This window comes from Sphingobacterium sp. UBA2610, from assembly GCF_002339225.1.
Lineage (GTDB): Bacteria > Bacteroidota > Bacteroidia > Sphingobacteriales > Sphingobacteriaceae > Sphingobacterium > Sphingobacterium multivorum.
Genome location: NZ_DDKA01000017.1, coordinates 1 through 19342, shown reverse-complemented (window position 1 = coordinate 19342; position 19342 = coordinate 1). Strand labels below are relative to the sequence as shown.

17 protein-coding genes are annotated in these 19342 nt (G+C 39.9%); 5 read left to right on the top strand and 12 right to left on the bottom strand.

Going from position 1 to position 19342, the window contains the following annotated elements:
• Positions 1-140 precede the first annotated feature (140 nt).
• The gene (locus tag B4Z47_RS11110) at positions 141-1574 is read left to right on the top strand and encodes an arylsulfatase (protein ID WP_286727347.1); all 1434 of its coding nucleotides are present in this window, start codon (positions 141-143) and stop codon (positions 1572-1574) included.
• 304 nt (positions 1575-1878) lie between these two features.
• On the opposite strand, the gene B4Z47_RS11105 is transcribed toward B4Z47_RS11110, so the two are convergent.
• The 10 genes from B4Z47_RS11105 to B4Z47_RS11060 all read right to left on the bottom strand — a co-directional run bounded on the left by B4Z47_RS11105 (position 1879) and on the right by B4Z47_RS11060 (position 13187).
• A complete protein-coding gene (locus B4Z47_RS11105; RefSeq protein WP_286727346.1) occupies positions 1879-4356 on the bottom strand; it encodes a phosphocholine-specific phospholipase C in 2478 nt (825 codons plus the stop codon).
• A 142-nt stretch (positions 4357-4498) separates the two neighbouring features.
• Positions 4499-5785, bottom strand: coding sequence for a SusD/RagB family nutrient-binding outer membrane lipoprotein (locus B4Z47_RS11100; RefSeq protein WP_286727345.1), 1287 nt, complete (start codon positions 5783-5785; stop codon positions 4499-4501).
• Positions 5773-5967, bottom strand: a complete 195-nt coding sequence (locus B4Z47_RS11095) for a hypothetical protein (protein ID WP_286727344.1) — start codon at positions 5965-5967, stop codon at positions 5773-5775. Before B4Z47_RS11095 ends, B4Z47_RS11100 begins: the two co-directional genes overlap by 13 nt.
• A 3-nt stretch (positions 5968-5970) precedes the next feature.
• A complete protein-coding gene (locus tag B4Z47_RS11090) occupies positions 5971-6927 on the bottom strand; it encodes a FecR family protein (protein WP_286727343.1) in 957 nt (318 codons plus the stop codon).
• 56 nt (positions 6928-6983) lie between these two features.
• On the bottom strand, positions 6984-7376 hold the full coding sequence (locus B4Z47_RS11085) for a sigma-70 family RNA polymerase sigma factor (protein ID WP_286727342.1): 393 nt from the start codon (positions 7374-7376) through the stop codon (positions 6984-6986).
• Entirely contained in the window at positions 7318-7476 is a 159-nt protein-coding gene (locus B4Z47_RS11080) for an RNA polymerase sigma factor (protein WP_286727341.1), read from the bottom strand. The genes B4Z47_RS11085 and B4Z47_RS11080 overlap by 59 nt, the downstream gene beginning before the upstream one ends.
• A gap of 114 nt (positions 7477-7590) precedes the next feature.
• Positions 7591-9174, bottom strand: a complete 1584-nt coding sequence (locus tag B4Z47_RS11075) for a DUF3843 family protein (protein ID WP_286727340.1) — start codon at positions 9172-9174, stop codon at positions 7591-7593.
• Positions 9175-9443: 269 nt separating this feature from the next.
• A complete protein-coding gene (locus B4Z47_RS11070) occupies positions 9444-10244 on the bottom strand; it encodes a tyrosine-protein phosphatase (protein WP_286727339.1) in 801 nt (266 codons plus the stop codon).
• 175 nt (positions 10245-10419) lie between these two features.
• Positions 10420-12393: a hypothetical protein gene (locus B4Z47_RS11065; protein WP_286727338.1), complete on the bottom strand. Its 1974-nt coding sequence runs from the start codon at positions 12391-12393 to the stop codon at positions 10420-10422.
• Positions 12394-12482: 89 nt separating this feature from the next.
• A complete protein-coding gene (locus B4Z47_RS11060) occupies positions 12483-13187 on the bottom strand; it encodes a hypothetical protein (RefSeq protein ID WP_145327313.1) in 705 nt (234 codons plus the stop codon).
• A gap of 490 nt (positions 13188-13677) precedes the next feature.
• On the opposite strand from B4Z47_RS11060, the gene B4Z47_RS11055 reads away from it, so the two are divergent.
• A complete protein-coding gene (locus tag B4Z47_RS11055) occupies positions 13678-15282 on the top strand; it encodes a DNA/RNA non-specific endonuclease (protein ID WP_286727337.1) in 1605 nt (534 codons plus the stop codon).
• 64 nt (positions 15283-15346) lie between these two features.
• Positions 15347-16006, top strand: a complete 660-nt coding sequence (locus tag B4Z47_RS11050) for an HAD family hydrolase (protein WP_286709596.1) — start codon at positions 15347-15349, stop codon at positions 16004-16006.
• A gap of 132 nt (positions 16007-16138) precedes the next feature.
• On the opposite strand, the gene B4Z47_RS11045 is transcribed toward B4Z47_RS11050, so the two are convergent.
• Positions 16139-17224, bottom strand: a complete 1086-nt coding sequence (locus B4Z47_RS11045) for an alpha-L-fucosidase (RefSeq protein WP_286727336.1) — start codon at positions 17222-17224, stop codon at positions 16139-16141.
• A gap of 141 nt (positions 17225-17365) precedes the next feature.
• Between B4Z47_RS11045 and B4Z47_RS11040 the strand changes: the two genes are divergently transcribed.
• Together B4Z47_RS11040 and B4Z47_RS11035 are read left to right on the top strand one after the other, a co-directional pair.
• The gene (locus tag B4Z47_RS11040; protein ID WP_145327319.1) at positions 17366-17731 is read left to right on the top strand and encodes a hypothetical protein; all 366 of its coding nucleotides are present in this window, start codon (positions 17366-17368) and stop codon (positions 17729-17731) included.
• A 255-nt stretch (positions 17732-17986) separates the two neighbouring features.
• Entirely contained in the window at positions 17987-18265 is a 279-nt protein-coding gene (locus B4Z47_RS11035) for a DUF4342 domain-containing protein (RefSeq protein ID WP_145327320.1), read from the top strand.
• 65 nt (positions 18266-18330) lie between these two features.
• Here the strand turns inward: B4Z47_RS11035 and B4Z47_RS11030 are convergent, their stop codons facing one another.
• Complete coding sequence (locus B4Z47_RS11030; protein WP_208734116.1) at positions 18331-18606, bottom strand: hypothetical protein; 276 nt, start codon at positions 18604-18606, stop codon at positions 18331-18333.
• Positions 18607-19342: the final 736 nt, after the last annotated feature.

Sequence of the window (19342 nt, the reverse complement as noted above, 5' to 3'; positions counted from 1 at the left end):
CCGTCAAAAAGATATTTTTGATTAAATTTAACGCCTATAAGCCCATCGAACTGTCTTAAAGGATTAAGTTAGACTACTGTATAAGCTTGTGAACAAGCTTGGTCAACAAAAAATTTAATTTGAAAATTAACTAAATGCAAATGAAAACACCTTTTATGTTATCTTTTCTTTTAACGCTAGCGACCCTTGCTTTGGCTCAAAAGAAAGACCAACGACCAAATATTGTTCTTATTATGGCAGATGATCTTGGTTATGGAGACCTAGGTGTATATGGTCAGCAAAAAATCGAGACCAAACATATCGATTCACTCGCCGCCAAAGGAATGAAATTTGACAATTTCTATGCTGGCACATCCGTTTGCGCTCCATCTCGTTCCTCCTTAATGACTGGACAGCACACTGGACATACCTACGTGCGTGGCAACAAAGAAATTGAACCTGAAGGACAACAACCGCTAACGGACTCCGTACAGACTTTTGCTATGCTCCTCCAACAAGCCGGATATACAACCGGTGCGTTTGGAAAATGGGGGCTCGGCATGGTCAATACGTCAGGTGCTCCTAACCAAAAAGGTTTCGATGAGTTTTACGGCTATAACTGTCAACGTCAATCCCACCGTTATTACCCTACACACCTTTGGCATAATAAAGAGCGGATAGAACTAAATGGTAATGGCTTAATGGCGCAGGGACAGTATGCACCGGCATTAATCCAAGAGAAGACCTTAAAATTTATTGATGAAAATAGGGAGAGACCTTTTTTTCTATATGTACCTACCGTGCTTCCTCACGCCGAATTGTCTGGTCCGGATGACAAGTATTACCAACTATATGCGAACAGGTTTGACGAAAAGCCATACAAAGGCAATGATTATGGACCGCAAGCTACAGTTCCTGGCTATGCTTCAGTAGAAAAACCACATGCTATGTATGCCAGTATGGTGAGCCGTATGGATGCGTATGTAGGTCAAATCGTTGATCGATTGCGTAAAAACAAACTACTGGATAATACAATAATCATTTTTACAAGCGACAATGGATCACACAAAGAAGGCGGGGCCGATCCCAATTTTTTCAATAGCTCTGGCGGCTTACGCGGCAACAAACGCGATCTCTATGAGGGCGGTATCAAAACACCTTTCATTGTTTATTGGCAAGGTAAAGTCGCCGAAGGAAAAACTTCAAGCTATTTGGGAGCTTTTTGGGATATTATGCCGACCATGGTCGAGCTTGCCCAAGCGAACAAACCTCATTATACAGATGGTATCTCATTTATGCCAACGCTGCTGGATAACAACAAACAACAAAAACAGCATCAATACCTATACTGGGAATTTCATGAAGACGGGGGACGTCAAGCCTTGCGCCAAGGAGATTGGAAACTTATCTTACAAAAAGTTACGAGTAGCCAGCCTTCGGCCGAACTATATAACCTCAAACAAGATCCAAAGGAACAAAACAATATTGCTCGGGAAAACCCTAATAAAGTCAAAGAATTACGCAAACTGATTGAAAAAGCACATGTCGAAAGTGATATTTTCCCGTTGACAAGTGTAAACACGCACAAAAAATAGAGATTATCATTCCTGTAACATGAAATCATATTTTTTTCATTAAGTTTACGGCCCGAGTGCACCCATGAAAAATCCAAAATCATATCAATACCACGAGCTTCTCCCGCTTATACGCCTGATCACCGCCGATAGCCCAAGGCCTAGTGATCCGAAGCTCAAAGCATTGATTGAAGAATGGATAAAAAAATAAGAACCGAAAATCAACCAGTCCAAACAAAAAAAGATCCTAGTTCAAATTGAACTAGGATCATATATAAAAAAGCACCTCCGACAGAGACCTATTATCAATCAATTATTTTGCCTATTACCCCAACTGTGGATCCGTCTTCGAATGGTTGCCCGTTTCCACGCGGCCCGCAAACTGACGCATAAATTTGGTTCCCTCTATATGTAGCGTCACATCATACCAACCATGGACTTTATGGGATTCCACAATCCATTTGACAGATTTCCCTGCTGCAAGTAGATTGGACTTCTTCCAGGTACTATAAGCGTTATCTTCCACATGTACATGGAATGATTTTTTACCATGATTATGGACCTCCAAAACTAGATTACCCGTTAACTGCCCTTTCTTTCCAATTTCATAAGTTGCACGAACAGTCAATGGTTCCTCATGTCCTTTAAATCCCCGCATAAATCCATTTGGGCCATAAACGGTCAAATCGTAGTAACCGTCTTTAAAGTCGGCCAAGTTCCAGTCAAAACTAAGTTTTTGTCCTGCGACAACCGCAAATGGCCAAAACTTCACTCCTTCTTTATAGCTCGGACCACTATAGATATTAAATGGACTGCTTAGCGATTTATTGCCAAACACCTGATTACCCGCTTCCATTGTCAGATGAATCTGATTTTGATCTTTCGCAAAATACTCATTCACATAGAGTTCATACGCCAGCGCACTCGAGTTTTTCTGGCCCTTTTCCTGTCTTGCCAGCAAAGTGGAATGACGTTTAGACCGTAATGCTGCGGCGTCCTCTTTCGACCAAACGTGAAAATTATTGGGTAGCGGTTTCGATTTCGCCTGATCAATCGCATAGATCTGCTGATTCCGATCAAGAAAAGGTAACTCAACAGCATGTGCGCCTTCGGCTTTCCGAAATATCGATGTCAAATCACCTGTAATGGCCCGTCGCCACGAACTGATATTCTCCTCTTTCACATCCTTGCCCAGCTTTTTCTCAAAAAAATGTTCCATAAACTGAATGGTCGACGTGATATCGCAAATCTCCGAATTGACCCAACCGCCTTTTGACCAAGGTGATGCCACAATCAAAGGTACGCGGTAACCAAGGCCAACAGGACCTTCCGTCGCATTACCTTTTTCCTCACCATCGGCAAGCTCCTGGGCTAAACTCACATATTCACCACTATAATCTAATTCCGGTGAAGTTTTTCCAGAACGGCTATCTGCTGGATTAGGAGCCACAAAAGGTGGAATATGATCAAAATACCCATCATTTTCATCATAATTTAGAATAAAAATAGTCTTCTTCCAGATTTCCGGATTTTCTGTCAAAATATTCAATAGCTCCGATACATACCAAGCGCCATACATGGGTGCACTCGGATGATCTGAAAAACTTTGTGGTGCAACCAGCCACGACACGGCAGGTAACTTCCCAGATTTCACATCATGTCTAAACTGGTGAAGCACATCCCCCTTGGGCACGGTAATCTGTTCACCTTCGTGTGAGACCACACTTGTCTCCCGATAGAAAGGGTCCCCCTCATTAGTTTGAAATGCACGTTCATGCAATGCACGTTGCTCCTTAGGAAGCTGCTGAAAAGCATGCTCCGTGAGGCGGGCCAGATGCTTTTTATAGCTATTCAGTTGCTCCTGTTTCTGCTTAAGCTTATTCTGTGTCTTTTGAACGCTCTCTGTATTGTTATCAGCTAATGCTTTTTCGAGGCTCTGGATCTCTGCCGGCAATTCAGCAACACGCTTGTGCATAAAATCAAGATGGCTTTTCTTGAATTCAATATGATACTGCGCAAACCACTCCAAATTATTGTCCGTAAAATTACCCAACAGATCCTCACCGTCTAAGCCACTTTCTATGCTGACTTCATTTTGATAGACTTTCCAGGAAATCCCAGCTTCTTCCAGACGCTCAGGAAAAGTCTTCCAGTGTGCCCAGCGATTAAAATAGATATCGGAATTCCGTACCAATGGTTTTGCTCCTTTTTGTGGTACACAGGTTCCCGTCCAAAAGAAATGCCTATTGGTTGTTGTCCCCGTAATAGACGAACAGAAGTGCTGGTCACAGATTGTAAAGGCATCAGCTAATGCATAATAAAAAGGGATATCCTCCCGTGTATAATAACCCATCGTCAGGGGAATCTCTTTCAGAATTTTCCCCCCTGGACGTTTAGCTTCGATCCAGTTATCGTGTTTACCCTGATTCCGGGCAGCCATCTGGTTTTCCCAGGAATGTGGCAAATCGCCGGTCCATGCAGCGTTTGAGTTTTTGATATCCAACCTGAATGGTGAATAGGTCTTACCTGCGGCCGAAGACTGCAACCATACTGGGTTACCACTAGGCAATTTAATAGCCCGTGGATCGTTAAATCCCCGAACGCCACGAAGGGTTCCAAAACTATGATCAAAAGAACGATTCTCTTGCATTAATAATACAATATGCTCGGCATCCAAAAAGGTACTTCCTGTGATCGGTTCTATCGCCAATGCCCGCTGTATTGCATCAGGCATCGCACTTTGTAATCCAAAAACACCGGCTAACAAAGAAGCCTTCTTGATAAAATCTCTTCTGCTATCCATAAATAAATTTGTTCTCTCTCTTTATAAATTCCATGGTCTACAGCGAATATATCCATTCGCCGTGGTTTTTTATGTAACGTTTTTAACAAACGATCCCCGCAAACGATTGATCTCATCTGCGGGGATTATTTTTTCGAATCGCTTATTTCAAAAGCCACATCAATTGGTTGATCTCATCATTGCCTTTATATTGGCGCTGCATGGCCTCGTCCAAATTGGCAGAATTATAATTGTATTCTAATGACGGGTAACGCCACCGCATCGGTATTTTATCCAGTGCGACTGAATTCAAACTTGATGTTGGATTGATCTTCCATTTAGGATAGCCGGTTCTTCGGTAATCATAATAGGGAGTCATACGTCCCTGCAAGTAACTGGCTAAATATTTTTGTGTCATAATAGCCTCCAGTTGTCCTTCGAGTACGACCGGAAATTGATTTCCATAAGTTGCTACCGCTGTATTGATGTAATTAGCATCCAATGGCATATTATGGGTATATTGAGCTGTATTCGGCGTATTATCCGCTATAAATTTCATTGCGGCTTCGATACCTTTCTTATACCAATTAACGGACGATTCGGCAACCCAGCCCCGTGCCGCAGCTTCGGCTATCACAAAACACAGATGTGCATAACTGTATTGCTGTGTTGGTTCACCACTAACTAGTTCGGTATATCGGTCATTCAACTTAGAATAATCATTTTTCTTTTTTAACTTAGCAATTTCACTAAAGGAAAGCGAAGGATCTGTCCCTACATACGCACTGAAATCATTCGGCTGTTTTCCGTTTGTGATTTGCAAAGCGGAAGGATTCGCATAATAGAATAATCGCCTATCTTGATATTGTTTCAATCGGTCAATAACCTCTGTCGAAACAATAGGATAAATAACAAAACTATTACTTATCTTATAAAAAGGATAGGTTTGGCTGGCTTTGTCCTCATGAACGACTTGAAAATTATCTGCATTACTACCAAAGATCGGTTTACTGGACAAGATTGATTTAAAACGATCCTTTATCTTCAGATCGGCATCACTTTCTTTTTTACTTAATTGAATAAGAACATTTAATGCAAAACTGTTTACCAATTTGCGCCATTTCGTAACATCCCCGGCGAACAATGGATCAACATCAAATTTTTCAACTTCCGAAAAGAGTTTATCTGCAAGCTCCAATTCAGTCAAAATACCTAAAAATACATCTTTTTGAGTATCATATTTAGGGAAATAAACCTTATCCGTTTCCCCTTTTAATGCATCTTTATAGGGAATATCTCCAACACTCATTGTCCCCTCGTAAAACTTCATGGCACGAGCAAAATACATCAGACCATCGGTGACAACTTTCTTGACCTCCAGATTTCCATCTGAAATCATCTGGATAAACTGAACAATCTGCTCCTTTTTCAATTTATTCAAATCTGCCAAGTCATTGACTTTTTGATTTGATATCGAAGCGTCATAGCCAAATTTGACATTTGTTCCATTCGTGTGAGGATTTTCCCGATTCCTTCACTGGTCGAAAATTGTGAGGCCATGGTCTGAAGTGCGAGCGACTGAAAGAGCAAAGCACTTCCCATAAGTTTTAAATAGTAATTGGTTCTTTTCATAAATTACTTTTTATGGATAATTGTTTGATTAAATGCGGTATTAAGCATCGTAAGTGATTTTTCTAGATCACTAGCAGGTAGATACCCCGTATAGCTTTCCGTTGGGAAAGAGTCAATTAACTCGAGATGACTTTCAGGATAAAGATTATTGAGATCAGCCACAATCTGGGAAAGTGGCACCTCTCTGAATGACAAAAGATCGCTCTTCCAGTTGGATGCATCAGTCGTATCCGCTTTGGATACATCAAATTGTTTTTGTCGTTTATCATAGGCAACTTGCTGCCCAGGTTTCACAATGGAATATTCCTTCCCACGTAATACACATACGCGGCCATGATTTAGTACCAAGCAACTATTCCCCTTCGAACAGTTTAAATTAAATGCTGTCCCCAGCACACGAACATCAAAGTCCCCCGAACTGGCTATCACAAAAGGTTGCTCAGGATTTTTGGCGACTTCAAAAAAGGCTTCGCCTAAAAGTTTGATCCGACGTAAACTGTCTGTATCAAAATCTGACAACAATTCAATCTGTGCTCCCTGCCGCAGAGAAACATGTGTACCATTTGGCAGTACCAGCCTCTTCACAAATTTTGTCGGATTAGAATAATGGACAGTTGCGTAGGCTGCGTTTTTATGCTGCTCCCCAAACTTAAATTGAAATAAGAAAGCAAAACCGATCAACAGTAAACAGGCAGCGGCGGAAATGACAGACCAACGTCTTTTCCAAATAGGTACTGCCCGTGTATGCAACGGCGTACCTGTAATCGTGAAGAAAATATTTTCGGAAGTTGTTTTGTTCAGTTCACAATCACGATCATCTAGCGCAACAACCTCTTCCACATCTGGAAGTTCATCCCTGTCACAAGAAGTCAGTAAATCAAGAAATATGGCGTTTTCCTCGGGACTAAGTTCTCCCTTAAGGAATTTTCTATATAAAGCAGCTATTTTGGAATTCATCATTTCTATCCATCTTTAAATACATATACGTACCTCGATGACCAGAAGACGATGCGGCTCTAAAAAATATTTAAAAAAATCAATAGGGCTATTGAAATCTCAAAATGATCAATAATATATTGCCGAACAAACTTGTTGCCTTTAACCAATTGATCACGGACTGTATTAACGGAAATCCCAAGCCTATCTGCAATCTCCTGATTATCCAAAAACTCTTCCTTACTCAAAAGAAAAATTTCGAGTCGCGCTTTCGGGAGTTTTGAAATGGCCTCACGATAAACGCGCTCCAAATCTTTAAACCGAATAACTTCCTCATTCGAATTGTCTACCAATTTGGTCTGATCGATGTCTGAAACTTGAAATTGGAATCGAACCTTTTGCTTACGAAGTTCATCAAACACAAGATTCCGGGCAAATCGTATAGAGATAAGATTGCGGATTTTTACTTCCATCCAATTCTGTCCATTTTTTCCAGATTCTAGAGAAAGTTTCCTGAACCAAATCTGCCGCAGCTGGCTCTTCTTTCAAATGTAAATAAGCATATTTATACACTTTGTCCTTATATACGACAAAAAGAAGGTTTTAAAAACATTTCCAAAAAAAATCCCATTACCTAGAGGCAATGGGATTTTTCGTTTAATTTTATTAAATACTGATTAGCACCTGCTACTTTAATAACGGAAACGGCCCTAAGAAGTAGCTTCCTCGTTTATAGAAACGGAGAAAGAAATCAAGTACCTCATCGCTCACAGGAAAGAAAAACTGTTTGTCTACCTCAGCCTTAAACAGATTAACATAATACTTAGGCAACTCGCTCGGGAAGAAATCCTCGACCAAAAGATTCAGGAAATAGCGAGCATAAGGCACCTCCTCCTGACTATCTTCCTCCATAAAGCTGTTATTCTTCAAGGGGAAGAATTCTTCAATACCGCCAAAAACTTCCAGCCCTGTCTTCGGATTAAAGAAAACCGTAACTTTAGCATCTTCCGTTAGATCCAAATTTGACTCGGGAAGTGGAGACTCTTCCTTGCTCGGATATTTTTGCTGATACTTTTTGAAAAAATCCGTTGCAAATTCCTTCACTTCCTTTCCTTCCATAAATGCAACAGCTGCCTTATGTTCCGATTGGAATAATTTGCCCATATCTTTCAGCTGCTTCTCGTTTTTCTTCAAACTCTTATCCTTACCATTCATCGCTTCAATGCGATAAGTCATCTCATACTGCTCTGGTAAATCAAAATTTATCTCCTCGGCGTTGACAACAGTCATAATTCCAGATAAGTTCCATGCATCTTTCCATGGCACAATTTCCATATAGAAAGATAGCGTTTCTGTTGGTTCAACAAATTGCTGTATAGAGTCCTTGAAGATTTTAAATGCAGTTTTTGTACCGATATGTTTTACATGCACATAACGCTCGTCCACTTTGACATATTCAAAAAAGCTATTGATGCGATTGCCTAAGGTTTTGACAATACTGTAAAGCGGATGTTCTTTTCCAACCACCTCAGCAACAAATTCAGATGACTTCAATGCAAACAAATGCAGTCGGTAATTATTGAAATGGTTGTCTCGAACACGATAGATCATCTGCTGTAGCTGATTCTGATCATGCTGATACCGTCCAATTTCCGCAACTTGCATCAGATGATTGAGATTGGTATTATATTCACCTGCTGTTAGGTAATTTGTTGCGACAAGTTTCTCAATAAAATTTCGGACCTCGAAATAGTCTGCACCTTCATCCAAAACATATTCCAGCTTTAACTTTTCATTTTCAGGAGCAACTTCATAATGCTCTTCCAAGATCGAATAGGCCAAATCTGTAACCAATTGGATCAAACGACCACGGGGATCAATAAATAAATGTGGGTTGCGTTCACTGAAAAACAACCAGGTCAATACAGCAATATCTTCACTATTAATATCCTCAGCATAATAATCCGTTAGGTCATTATCCATATGAAAAGGTAAAAGTTGATTGTATAGTTCTGTATGGATCGTTCTAAAAGCAGCAAAAATGCCTGTTTTCGCAATAACGTCTTCTAAGTAACACGTTAGATAGATACTCAATGTCTTTAAAGCATCGGTATGGATGAGATCATTTGTCTCTTGCTCCTCAAACCATAGTGTCGATAAACTATCATTGATTTCATTTGCAACGCGTAAGTAATAACTATCTATGTCGTTTGTTTTTTGATAAGTATGGTGTGCTATCCAGTCTTGAATAAAAATTCTGTTTCCTCTCATATGAAAAATGCTAAAACCAAAAGTAGCCAAATTTTCGAAATATCCATACGGGCAAAACACAAACGCGGACGAAAATAATCTACATGAGTTATAGCAACCACAAACAGCCAAGAACACCTAAATCTCTTGTACAATTTTAGATATGTCCTTACTGTAAAGGAGACTGACTGGACTAAAAGCAGGCGGTATCTGCTACAAGAATAAAAATTGTCACAAAAAAAAGAGATACCTCAAAGGGTATCTCTTTCTCTAATTAATATATTTTGATGCTAGCCTGTAGCAATCACATTCTTATTATTTCCCAAATGATCCTGCAATGTCGGATTCAATATAGTGCATGTTTTGAGTAAATCACGCACAGGATATTTAGCCACCACATCCTCTAGCTCTGCTAAATGCCGCTCGTGGTGCACGTCTGTTCCTACAAAATCATACATCCCAGACTTAATCATTGTCAAAGCTGCAGACTTTACCTCAACACCATAATACCGACTGATCGATAACAAGTTCAGCTGTAACATACAACCGGCATCTTTGATCTGTTTATACATGTTAAAGTTATAATGATAATAGTTATATCGTTCCGGATGTGCCAAGACAGGCTGATAACCAAGATTTTGAATATCCAATATCGTTTGAAATAGCGCTTTGGATTCTTGTAAATAGGACATCTCAATAAGCACATAACCACCGGGCATAACACAGAGTTCATTTGATCCGATGAGATTCACAATACCGTCATCAATCATATGCTCGGCAGCGGCATGAACTTCGGGTATATTTGGAAGACCTTTTAGACCAGTTAATAGCTTGTCCTTAGCAGCTTCAATCGTACGAATCGAATTTGGATGCACGCCATCCATAATATGCGGTGTACAGATAAATTTCTCGAAGCCCATTCGTCCAAGTCCTTTCAACAATGTCAATGATTGTTCGATAGATTGACTCCCATCATCAATTCCAGGAAGGATATGGTTATGCATATCCACTTCCAAGAAAGCCAGTTTACCGACAACCTTTACTTTTGAATCCTGAGTTTTGTTTCCAAACAGTTTTGAAAATATCCCCATATTGTGATGTATAAATCGTTTAATTTGTCTATTTATGCAGTGAATTAAATGTCAAAAGTACCATAAACAAGTTAAACGACCTTAATATTATTTTAACATTATAAAAATATAACCATAATATTACAAAAGAAACCAAAACAATAGTGCAACAAAATTGTCTTTGAATCCTCTTTAGTTACTTTTTATTTAATTCCGCCATAATTTGATCCAGTATGTAGCTGATCGCACCGTCGCTCGTCTGCGGCAGTCGTGTCGACATTTCAACCTCAGCACGGTTGCCTACTACACCCTTGGAAGTAACTGCAGTACTACCATATTGATTGAGCTGCGCCACCGTTGCTTCCCATTGTCTTCCCGGTGTTACGCCCATTTCCTTTAACATAGCCGGTAGCTTTTGCAGATCAATGGCTGCAGACATCTTATTTTGCTTCATTAGTTTTGCAAAATCTTTATTTACGGGAGCATTCATCTTATTCTGACGGATATCATTTAATGACAAGGAATCATTACTGACCATGACCAGATCTTCTTTCAAAAGAACATACATTGGAAAATCTTTGGCTTTCTGTTTTGAAAACGCATAAATACCATCATGAACCTGTCCAACTTGCTTTGAAACTGCCATTTCTAAGCCTTTTTTTATCAATCGTTGATCTTTTGATGTGAACATCCAAATAAACACCGGAAGTGTTTCTTCCTTCGTCTTTTTCACTTCGGTTGCATTATAATCATCGTCATAGGTGTAATCGATATAATCTTTTTTGAACTTCCGAAGACCATTTACGACGACCAAGTGGTCTCCTGGCATCACCTCGGCAATGGCCTTTTCATCTAGCGCTATTTCGAGAGCCATCAATCCCCATTCCACAACGTCCTGTTGAGGTCCCAATAGACCGCTATAATATTTTGCCATATAGGCAGGCATCTCTCTCAGATAAGCCTCCGAATTAATATTCACATTAAAAAACCCTAGTGTTTTATCCGTTAAATATTTACTGAACTTCGAATTAGGCTTTCGCGCATACATTCTTTTGGTCATCTCAGCAAGGTCCTTATCTAAACCTACAGATCCCTTTAATTTCAGCACATTGCCCTCTTGCACTAAATCCAATACCCCGTCTTGATAACCCGTTTTGAACTTATCCAGTTTGATTCCCATATAATAATAAGGAAGAGAGGTGGTGTAAGGCATAAGACCACGGTACAGATCCTCTACACGAGGAACATATAATCGAATGAGCCCGAGATTCTTTAAAACCTTCTCCTGATCTGCAATTGACAAAGACTTATGACTCCCTGAAACCAAACGGGTAACCTCGTTCAATAACCATTTATCACGTAAGCCGTTACGAATCGAATCGTTTTTCCGATTTTGATCTTCATAGGCCGTATAAAGCGAATCGTAGTAACTTGGATCATGCATTTCTGCCGCGTCAACCGCTGCAGCCGCAGCCGCAGCAATATCAACAACAGGTGGCAGTACTTCTGTAGCACCTACTATCGTATCAGGTTCCGCAGCTATAGCAACCGGTGGCGCCAATCTTTCATCTGCATCCCAGACTACGGCAGCAGAGTCCATTGCCGATACAGTCGTATCTGCCCAAGCATCTTCGTCATCAGCTGGACGCGCGACGTAGTCTACCTTTTTGATTCCATAACGACTAGCAATTGAATCATTGTCCAAAAAGGTGGTATTTGTCGTTGCCGAAACAAATCGAGCGATCCGATCGTTGTATACCAACATACTCCCCGCCTTGAGGCCTATGCTCGTATAGCCATTTGCAAATGCCTTGGGTTCACCCGCCTCATGAAGCAGTTTCTCAAATTGCCCCTTGTTATTCAAGGAAAATATAAATTCCGTAAAACTGATACTATCGGTTTTCCTGGTATAAAAATAGGCTGTCTGGGATAGGTCTACCCCCAAATTTTTAATATCATTGTTCGCTGAAATTCCCGATTTCTCAAAAAAACCAGTCTTCTGGAGTAACTCGTTCAGTTTATTTGCATTTGCTTTCTGCACAATGTCTTTCATATGGAAAGCTGCAATCATTTCTGCATCCTCGGGGATTTGTTTGATCAAGTCCTGCGCCTTTACAGTTGTCCCAAAAGACAAACAGGCTAATCCTAGCAGTATAAATTTTGATTTCATCGTATAATAATTTTTCAGCTACACCGAACCTACTCTATAGAAACGCTTTCAGCAACTAAATGAAGTCCCGGTTTCACCAATGTTATAGGTTATTTTGTTAATGTGATTTTATTTGCCAAGCTCGATTTACCATAGACCAAATCCATAAATGGTAGTTTTAGCAAGACCCCTTTCTTATTCCCGGCAACCTTTGCAAGACTGTTTGCCTGAGATACAACCGGTTTTTCAAAACGTACAATCTGCGTATAGAATGCGTCCGCAAACTGAGTTGTATTATCGTTTCCCAGTTGATTAAATTTTGCTTTCCAGTCAGCAGAAGTCACAAATTTGCGTTCAAATACATGGCTTTGTGCGTTATAATAATAGCGGTTTGAATTCGATATCTTCGTTTTAAACCGATTTGCCAATATATCCGAAAAGGCGTTCAAGGATTCTATCTGGCTGAAATCACAGGAGATATTAACGATATAATTGGTAAAATCTGTGCTGTACTGTACATTAGAAATTCCTTTAGTTTGTTTTAGTAATTGAACAGCAGATCGAATCTCTTTCTCCATGTCCGCTTGAGAAGGTATACGGATGCCTTTAATACTTTTCATTTTCATTAAAGAAGACACCTTGGTTTTACTTTTACTCAAATTTAATGTGGCGGCAATATGTCCGGAACCGTCTGATTTTAAGTCGATCTGCTCAACAAAATCAAAGCAGCTCGATGCCGTCAATACCATGACAACAGCACAGATAATCACATAAAATCTATTCAATTTTCCTTTTACTTTAAATACTTCTTCCATTACAACCTCGTAACGATTAATAATTTGTCAAATCAATATATGTTTTGACATGAACAGCAAACATTGTGCTATTTTTTTCCTATTGACAAATTTATTAGAAACGAGAATATATTTTACTACCTGATTTCAGGGAAAAATGAAGAAAATCAACACCTTCGTATTAATTTTTTCCAAAAGGAATTAAAAGCGTTACCCTAGTACTACACATAATAGCACAACAGCAACCTAAAACAAATGATTTTTAAACCAGTATGGAACACATACTGTTAAATATTTTATCAATTACCTATATTATTGTCTTAACAACTGTTTGAGATCTTTAAATATACTACAAGTGAGATACTATAAAACCGAAATAGTGCCTAAAATATCTATCTAAAGATCAATCCAATACAAACCTTATAACCGGGATTACTAAAAAGATCGCTGTAACTTCTAGTGAACTTAACTATTTTTGCCATCACTTTATCAATATACACTAGCTATTCATATGACGAACACGACCAAAGCGATACCGGATCAAAATATATTCCGGATAGCCTACATTATAATTGCATTGCTTACTTTTAACTCCTGTCAGAAAACGGAAACTAGAATTGACCGAGCGGCGGTGCAATTTACCCCTACTATTCTTGGTCAAATCAACACACAAACGACAGAGATTTCCTGGAATAAAAATGACCAAATCGGTGTATATATGTACAAAGCCGACCAACCTTTGGCAGCAATTTCGCTTATCGACCAGGTCAAAAATTACCCCTTCACTTTTAACGGTTCGGTTTTTCAAAGTAACAGCCCGGTTTTCCTACCGAATGAAAACGTGGACTTTATCGCCTATTATCCTTACAAATCACTGGCAGACTTTCAATATCCCATCAATATAAGTGACCAGTCCAACCCGGCAGCCTTAGACCTGATGTATGCAAACAATGCCAAAAACATCGGTAAAAACAACAATACAGTACCACTTATTTTTGTACGACAACTGAGCAAAGTCAACATTAAGCTATCCATAACCAATACAGCCGCATTGGAAGCCAATCAGATCATCGTAAAAATGCCAGCTATAAGCATCCAAGGAGGATTCGATTTGACAACAGGAAAATTGACTGTTAATTCAACCGAAAAAAAGGATGTGCAAAAAAAGGTATCACTAAATACCAATAAAACCGCCCGTATAGAATTTATGCTACTTCCTGGCGAAGATATCACAGGAAAGGCCATTAAGTTTATTGCCACTAATGGCGATACCTATACCTGGGCAATACCCCAAAATCGGGATTTAAAAAATCTACCAGCCGGAAGCCAATATAGCTTTGATATCAACATTGACAATGGAAAACTAAGTGGCGGGATTGGTGAATCACAAGCTTATCTGGAAATACCCAAAATGAGCAATCTCAGCAGTGATGAGGTATTTATACAACATTTTATGCCCGACGCAAGCGACAGCAGAAATTATGCGATGCTATATGACAAAAAGCTAAAAATGGCATATTGGGTTGCATACCCCTTATACAACAGTATGCTAGGGTCAGGCAACCGTACGGATGCCTGGGGTTACGATCCTGCCGTATCAACAGCATTTCAACCCAATCTATTTAAGGGATTTCAGCCAACAGGGTACGACAGAGGGCACCAATTGCCAAGTGCAGACAGAAATCTCAATATTGCTCAAAATAAAACAACATTTTATTTTACCAACATGACAGCACAGGTTTCACGACTTAACCAAGGTATTTGGGCAAACCTCGAAACGAAAGTGAGAACCTGGACTGCACAGTGTGACACGATGTATGTCGTAACTGGCGCAATACCTAAGACCAGCACTGAAAACAGCCTCGATTTTGCGCAGGACAACGATGGAAAAGATATTGCCAAACCAAAATACTATTTCAAAGCCTTGGCAATGAAAAAAGGAAACGAATATTATACCATTGGTTATAAGATTGACAATGTCATTCCACCTTCAGGAAGCACGTTCGAAAATTATAGGTTAACCGTAAGCGAACTGGAAAAAATAACTGGATTCACTTTTTTCCCCGATCTAAATGATACACAGAAAGGAAATATAAATACCTCCATTTGGAAATAATTAAACTCCATTTAATCTCACTATTCTACCATGGTTCAACCGCAATTTTTACTAGATTTATCAAATGAAACTTATCATATTTGATCTGGACGGAACACTGCTAGATACATTACAAGACCTGGGGGACAGCTGCAATGCTATTCTTGAACAGCATGGATATCCAACGCATCCACTCGTTGCTTATAAGAAATTTGTAGGCAATGGCGTACAGAAACTCATCGAAAGGGCATTGCCCGAAGAAGCACGAACGGCAGAGACGATTACAGTCTTACTTGGAGCTTTTAAAAGCTATTATGAACAAAAACCTGTATCGCATACACGGCCTTACCCGGGAATTGTATCGCTGCTTCAAGAATTGAAGTCTTTAGGTTACCTCATCTCCGTGGCGTCCAATAAATACCACGAGGCAGTCATCCCACTGATGCAACAATACTTCCCCGATATTCCATTTGACCTTGTCCTCGGCCATCGCGCTGGTCATCCAGCCAAACCCGATCCCGCAATCGTCCTAGATAGCCTCGAGACATTAGGTGTCAACAAACAAAATTGCCTGTATGTCGGTGATTCATCGGTCGATATGGATACGGCCAATAATGCCGGGGTAACAGCAATCGGTGTTACCTGGGGCTTTCGCGATGAAGACGAATTGAGACAACACGGGGCAAAATACATTATCCATACCCCAAGCGAGCTCCTCAATATTACAGCAACAACACTGATATAACAGAAAAACGGCACTTTAACCGATAGCGATTTAAGTGCCGTTTTTATTAGATCCATCCTAATGTCGTTGATTCGGTACCATTGCTATTGGCGATCCGATGAAATCAGGGAAATTTCCTATAATGTCCTGAGCCTACATTTTTGCATCCATTAGTTGCTCACGCTGTCCTTTTGGATGACCAAGCTTCATTTTTATAACAAAAGCCTTATTGGCAACAAATGCGTCTGGAAGTACAATATCATAGTACATATTCTTATCCAGGTCTATGCCGATTTCAGCTTGCTTTAAAACCAAGGTTTGACCATTTTGAAGTAATGCTGCCGTTAACGGAACCGTTGCTGAATTCTTCGGTACAGCAATACGGACAATATTGTTGACGGGTCGATTAAAGACCGTAAGATAGAGATTGTCCTCTTTTTTTGTAAAATAACCCAATTTAGATGGCGCAAGCCCCGCATGCCTAACCCCATAAACAGCTTCACCATTAACTTTGATCCAGTCACCGATCTCTTTCGCCAGTTTATCCTCTCCCGAATGCATCCGACCATTTCCGTCCGGACCAAAATTCAATACGAAATTACCGTTCATTGATACACAGTTCATCAACATATCGATCAAATCGTCGGATGTCTTTGTATAAATACCCGACCAATCTTTCATGTAGCCCCAACCATTGGGAGGTATCGTCATGACGCAATCCCAATCACGTCCTTCCAACCATTCAAATTCTTTCGGCATTTTGCGTTCCCATCCTTGCTCATAATCCCCCAGCATATCGCCATTCGAATCGAAATGTCGTTTTCCAAATTCATCGTTTCGAAAACGGCTACCGATGATTAACCCCGGATGCTTCTCGCGGAGTTCCTTTTCCAGTTTATAGGTAAAGTCATAGGACTGAATCCAGGACTGATCCCAGGTACCATCAAACCAAAAACCTTTTATCTGAGGGTAATTTTGAAGAAGCTCCAATAATTGATTACGGGTATACTCTAAAAACTTGTTGAATTTTGCCTTTTCTTCCGGTGTAGAGGGCGCCTTTCCCATATAGTTTGAATTATTCCATTCCAAGATCGAAAAATACAAAAATACATCTATACCTTCGGCTGTGTAAGCGTCTACAACCTGTTTGACAATATCTTTTTTATATGGGCTTTTCTTAATGGTATAATCTGTGTATTTCCTTCGTTCTTCCCCGAAGAGTATGCCACAAAATTTCATGAGATCCACTGGGGGGTAATCGCTAAAAATCCGATTTTCTTAGGTTCCTATGTATGGAACATCTTTGATTTCGCAATACCAATTACCGGTCTTAATGTCAATCCCAGAAATTATAAAGGTCTGATTGCCTTTGACCGTAAATTGAAGAAAGATGGTTTTTATTGGTATAAAGCCAACTGGAGCAAAGAACCGGTGTTATATATCACGCAGCGACGTATGATCAACAGGGGTAATGAAATCACCCCTATCACCGTTTATTCGAACAGAGGAGAGCCAACATTGAACATCAATGGACAAACGATCAAAGGGGCCAAAATTGGCCAGACCAATGTACATTACATCTTCGAAAACGTGAAGCTAAAACGGGGGAAGAATACTGTTGAAGCAAAAGTAATCCAAAAAGACGGTAAGGTATTAACCGACACAATTGAATGGAACTATGCCCCCACATTTAAGCAAGGACCATCTGGACCAACAAAATCGAAAACAGAGCATGTAGGTTTATAATCACATTAGCAAAATAAGAGACAAAAAACGGGGGTAGCTTTTTGGCTACCCCTGTATTTTGTTTAAGGATATATCTACTGTCAGTTATAGTGATAATCATATCACTCTCCTTAATTTCAGAAAAGTATTAACCGATAAAAGCTGGTCGTTTACCGAGATTGTCTCGAGACTGGCCTAATGGGCATCGTATCCCTCTTATTTCCGCCCTATCTTTGAGTCATCAAATAAGAAATAAAAACATTAAAAATAAACATCATGGCAACTAAAACAACATTCAGCATCAACAGTAAAACAATTACTAAAGCTTTTCAAGATCTTTTTGATTCCTTCAAAAGCTCACGTTTAAAAGTTTCATCCAAGAATGGACAAGAATACTTAAATATCTCCTTGTTATTGGCTGTAATCATCGGAATTATTTTCCCTGTAGCTTTCATTGCACTGATTATTCTTAGCCTGATTGCACCTATTGAAATTGCAATCCTTCAAGAAGTAAAGGAAGAGCCTGCTAATCAAAAGATGATTGAGCTCAAATAAATAAAGCTTCTATACCTTATAAAGAGCTAGGGTTATCCAACGGTAGGATAGCCCTAGCTCTTCTCTTATTTCCTTTCTATCTTATCAAACGCTGTATTAGGGGACAAATTAAATGTAAAGTTCCCTTTTGAATCCACACCACCAGCACCTTTGACACGGGCTTTGATCTCATACTTCGATTGCGGGTTATAATTTGTTACTGTAAAATTGTAATAAAAAGGTTTGACCTTGTTGGTTCCTCTAAATTTATCCGCAAGTGCGTGATGTCCATCTTCTGCGATGACACGCCCGTCCTGCAGTAATTGTACAGCATCAATCTCCAGAAAATTCTTACCATCCACAAAGTGCTCAGCTTATAGCAAGAATTTCGTAAAATAAGCAGCGTAATAAATCAGCAAGCTTAGCATCCAATTGCTCGTCTGACTCGCCATTGCCGCCACCATAACGTCCGATAATAACGCCTTGTGGATCTATTAACACTTTTGTCGGTAACGAACTGACGCCATACCCCTGCGTTACATCTTTGCTACGATCAAAATTTGTCCCATCGAATTTTGCCCCACGTAAAACATGGTTCCAAATGCCAATTTCATCTTTTTCAACCGCCTTGTACCACTTTGCATGCTAACTATCATTATCCATAATAACAATAATGGCGGTCACTTGGTTTACAATGCCCCGTGACTATGGCACTACAGCATGCCAAATGTGACCAATAATGCTCCTAGCAATATACAAAAACCTCAGATACGAAAGTTTTGGAACAGGCGATGCTCTATACCAAAAGTGAGCAATAATACTTCTAGCAAGATACAAAACCTAGATACTGGAATTCTCGAAGAGAGGAAACGCCATACCGCTAGAACACAGTGATGGCTGCATGACCGCCTGCTATGGAAATGTACCATTACCACTGCGGGACAGTGACAGTTGTGAAACAGCTGCCGATTAATGGGGCTCACCGATGCCCCTGTGCTGTGATAACCAATAGGCGGAGGATAGGCAATAGCTTGTACATGGAATTACGGAAGTAGCTAAAACGAAGAAGCCCTTGGCTGTTTCCAGCAAGGGCTTCCG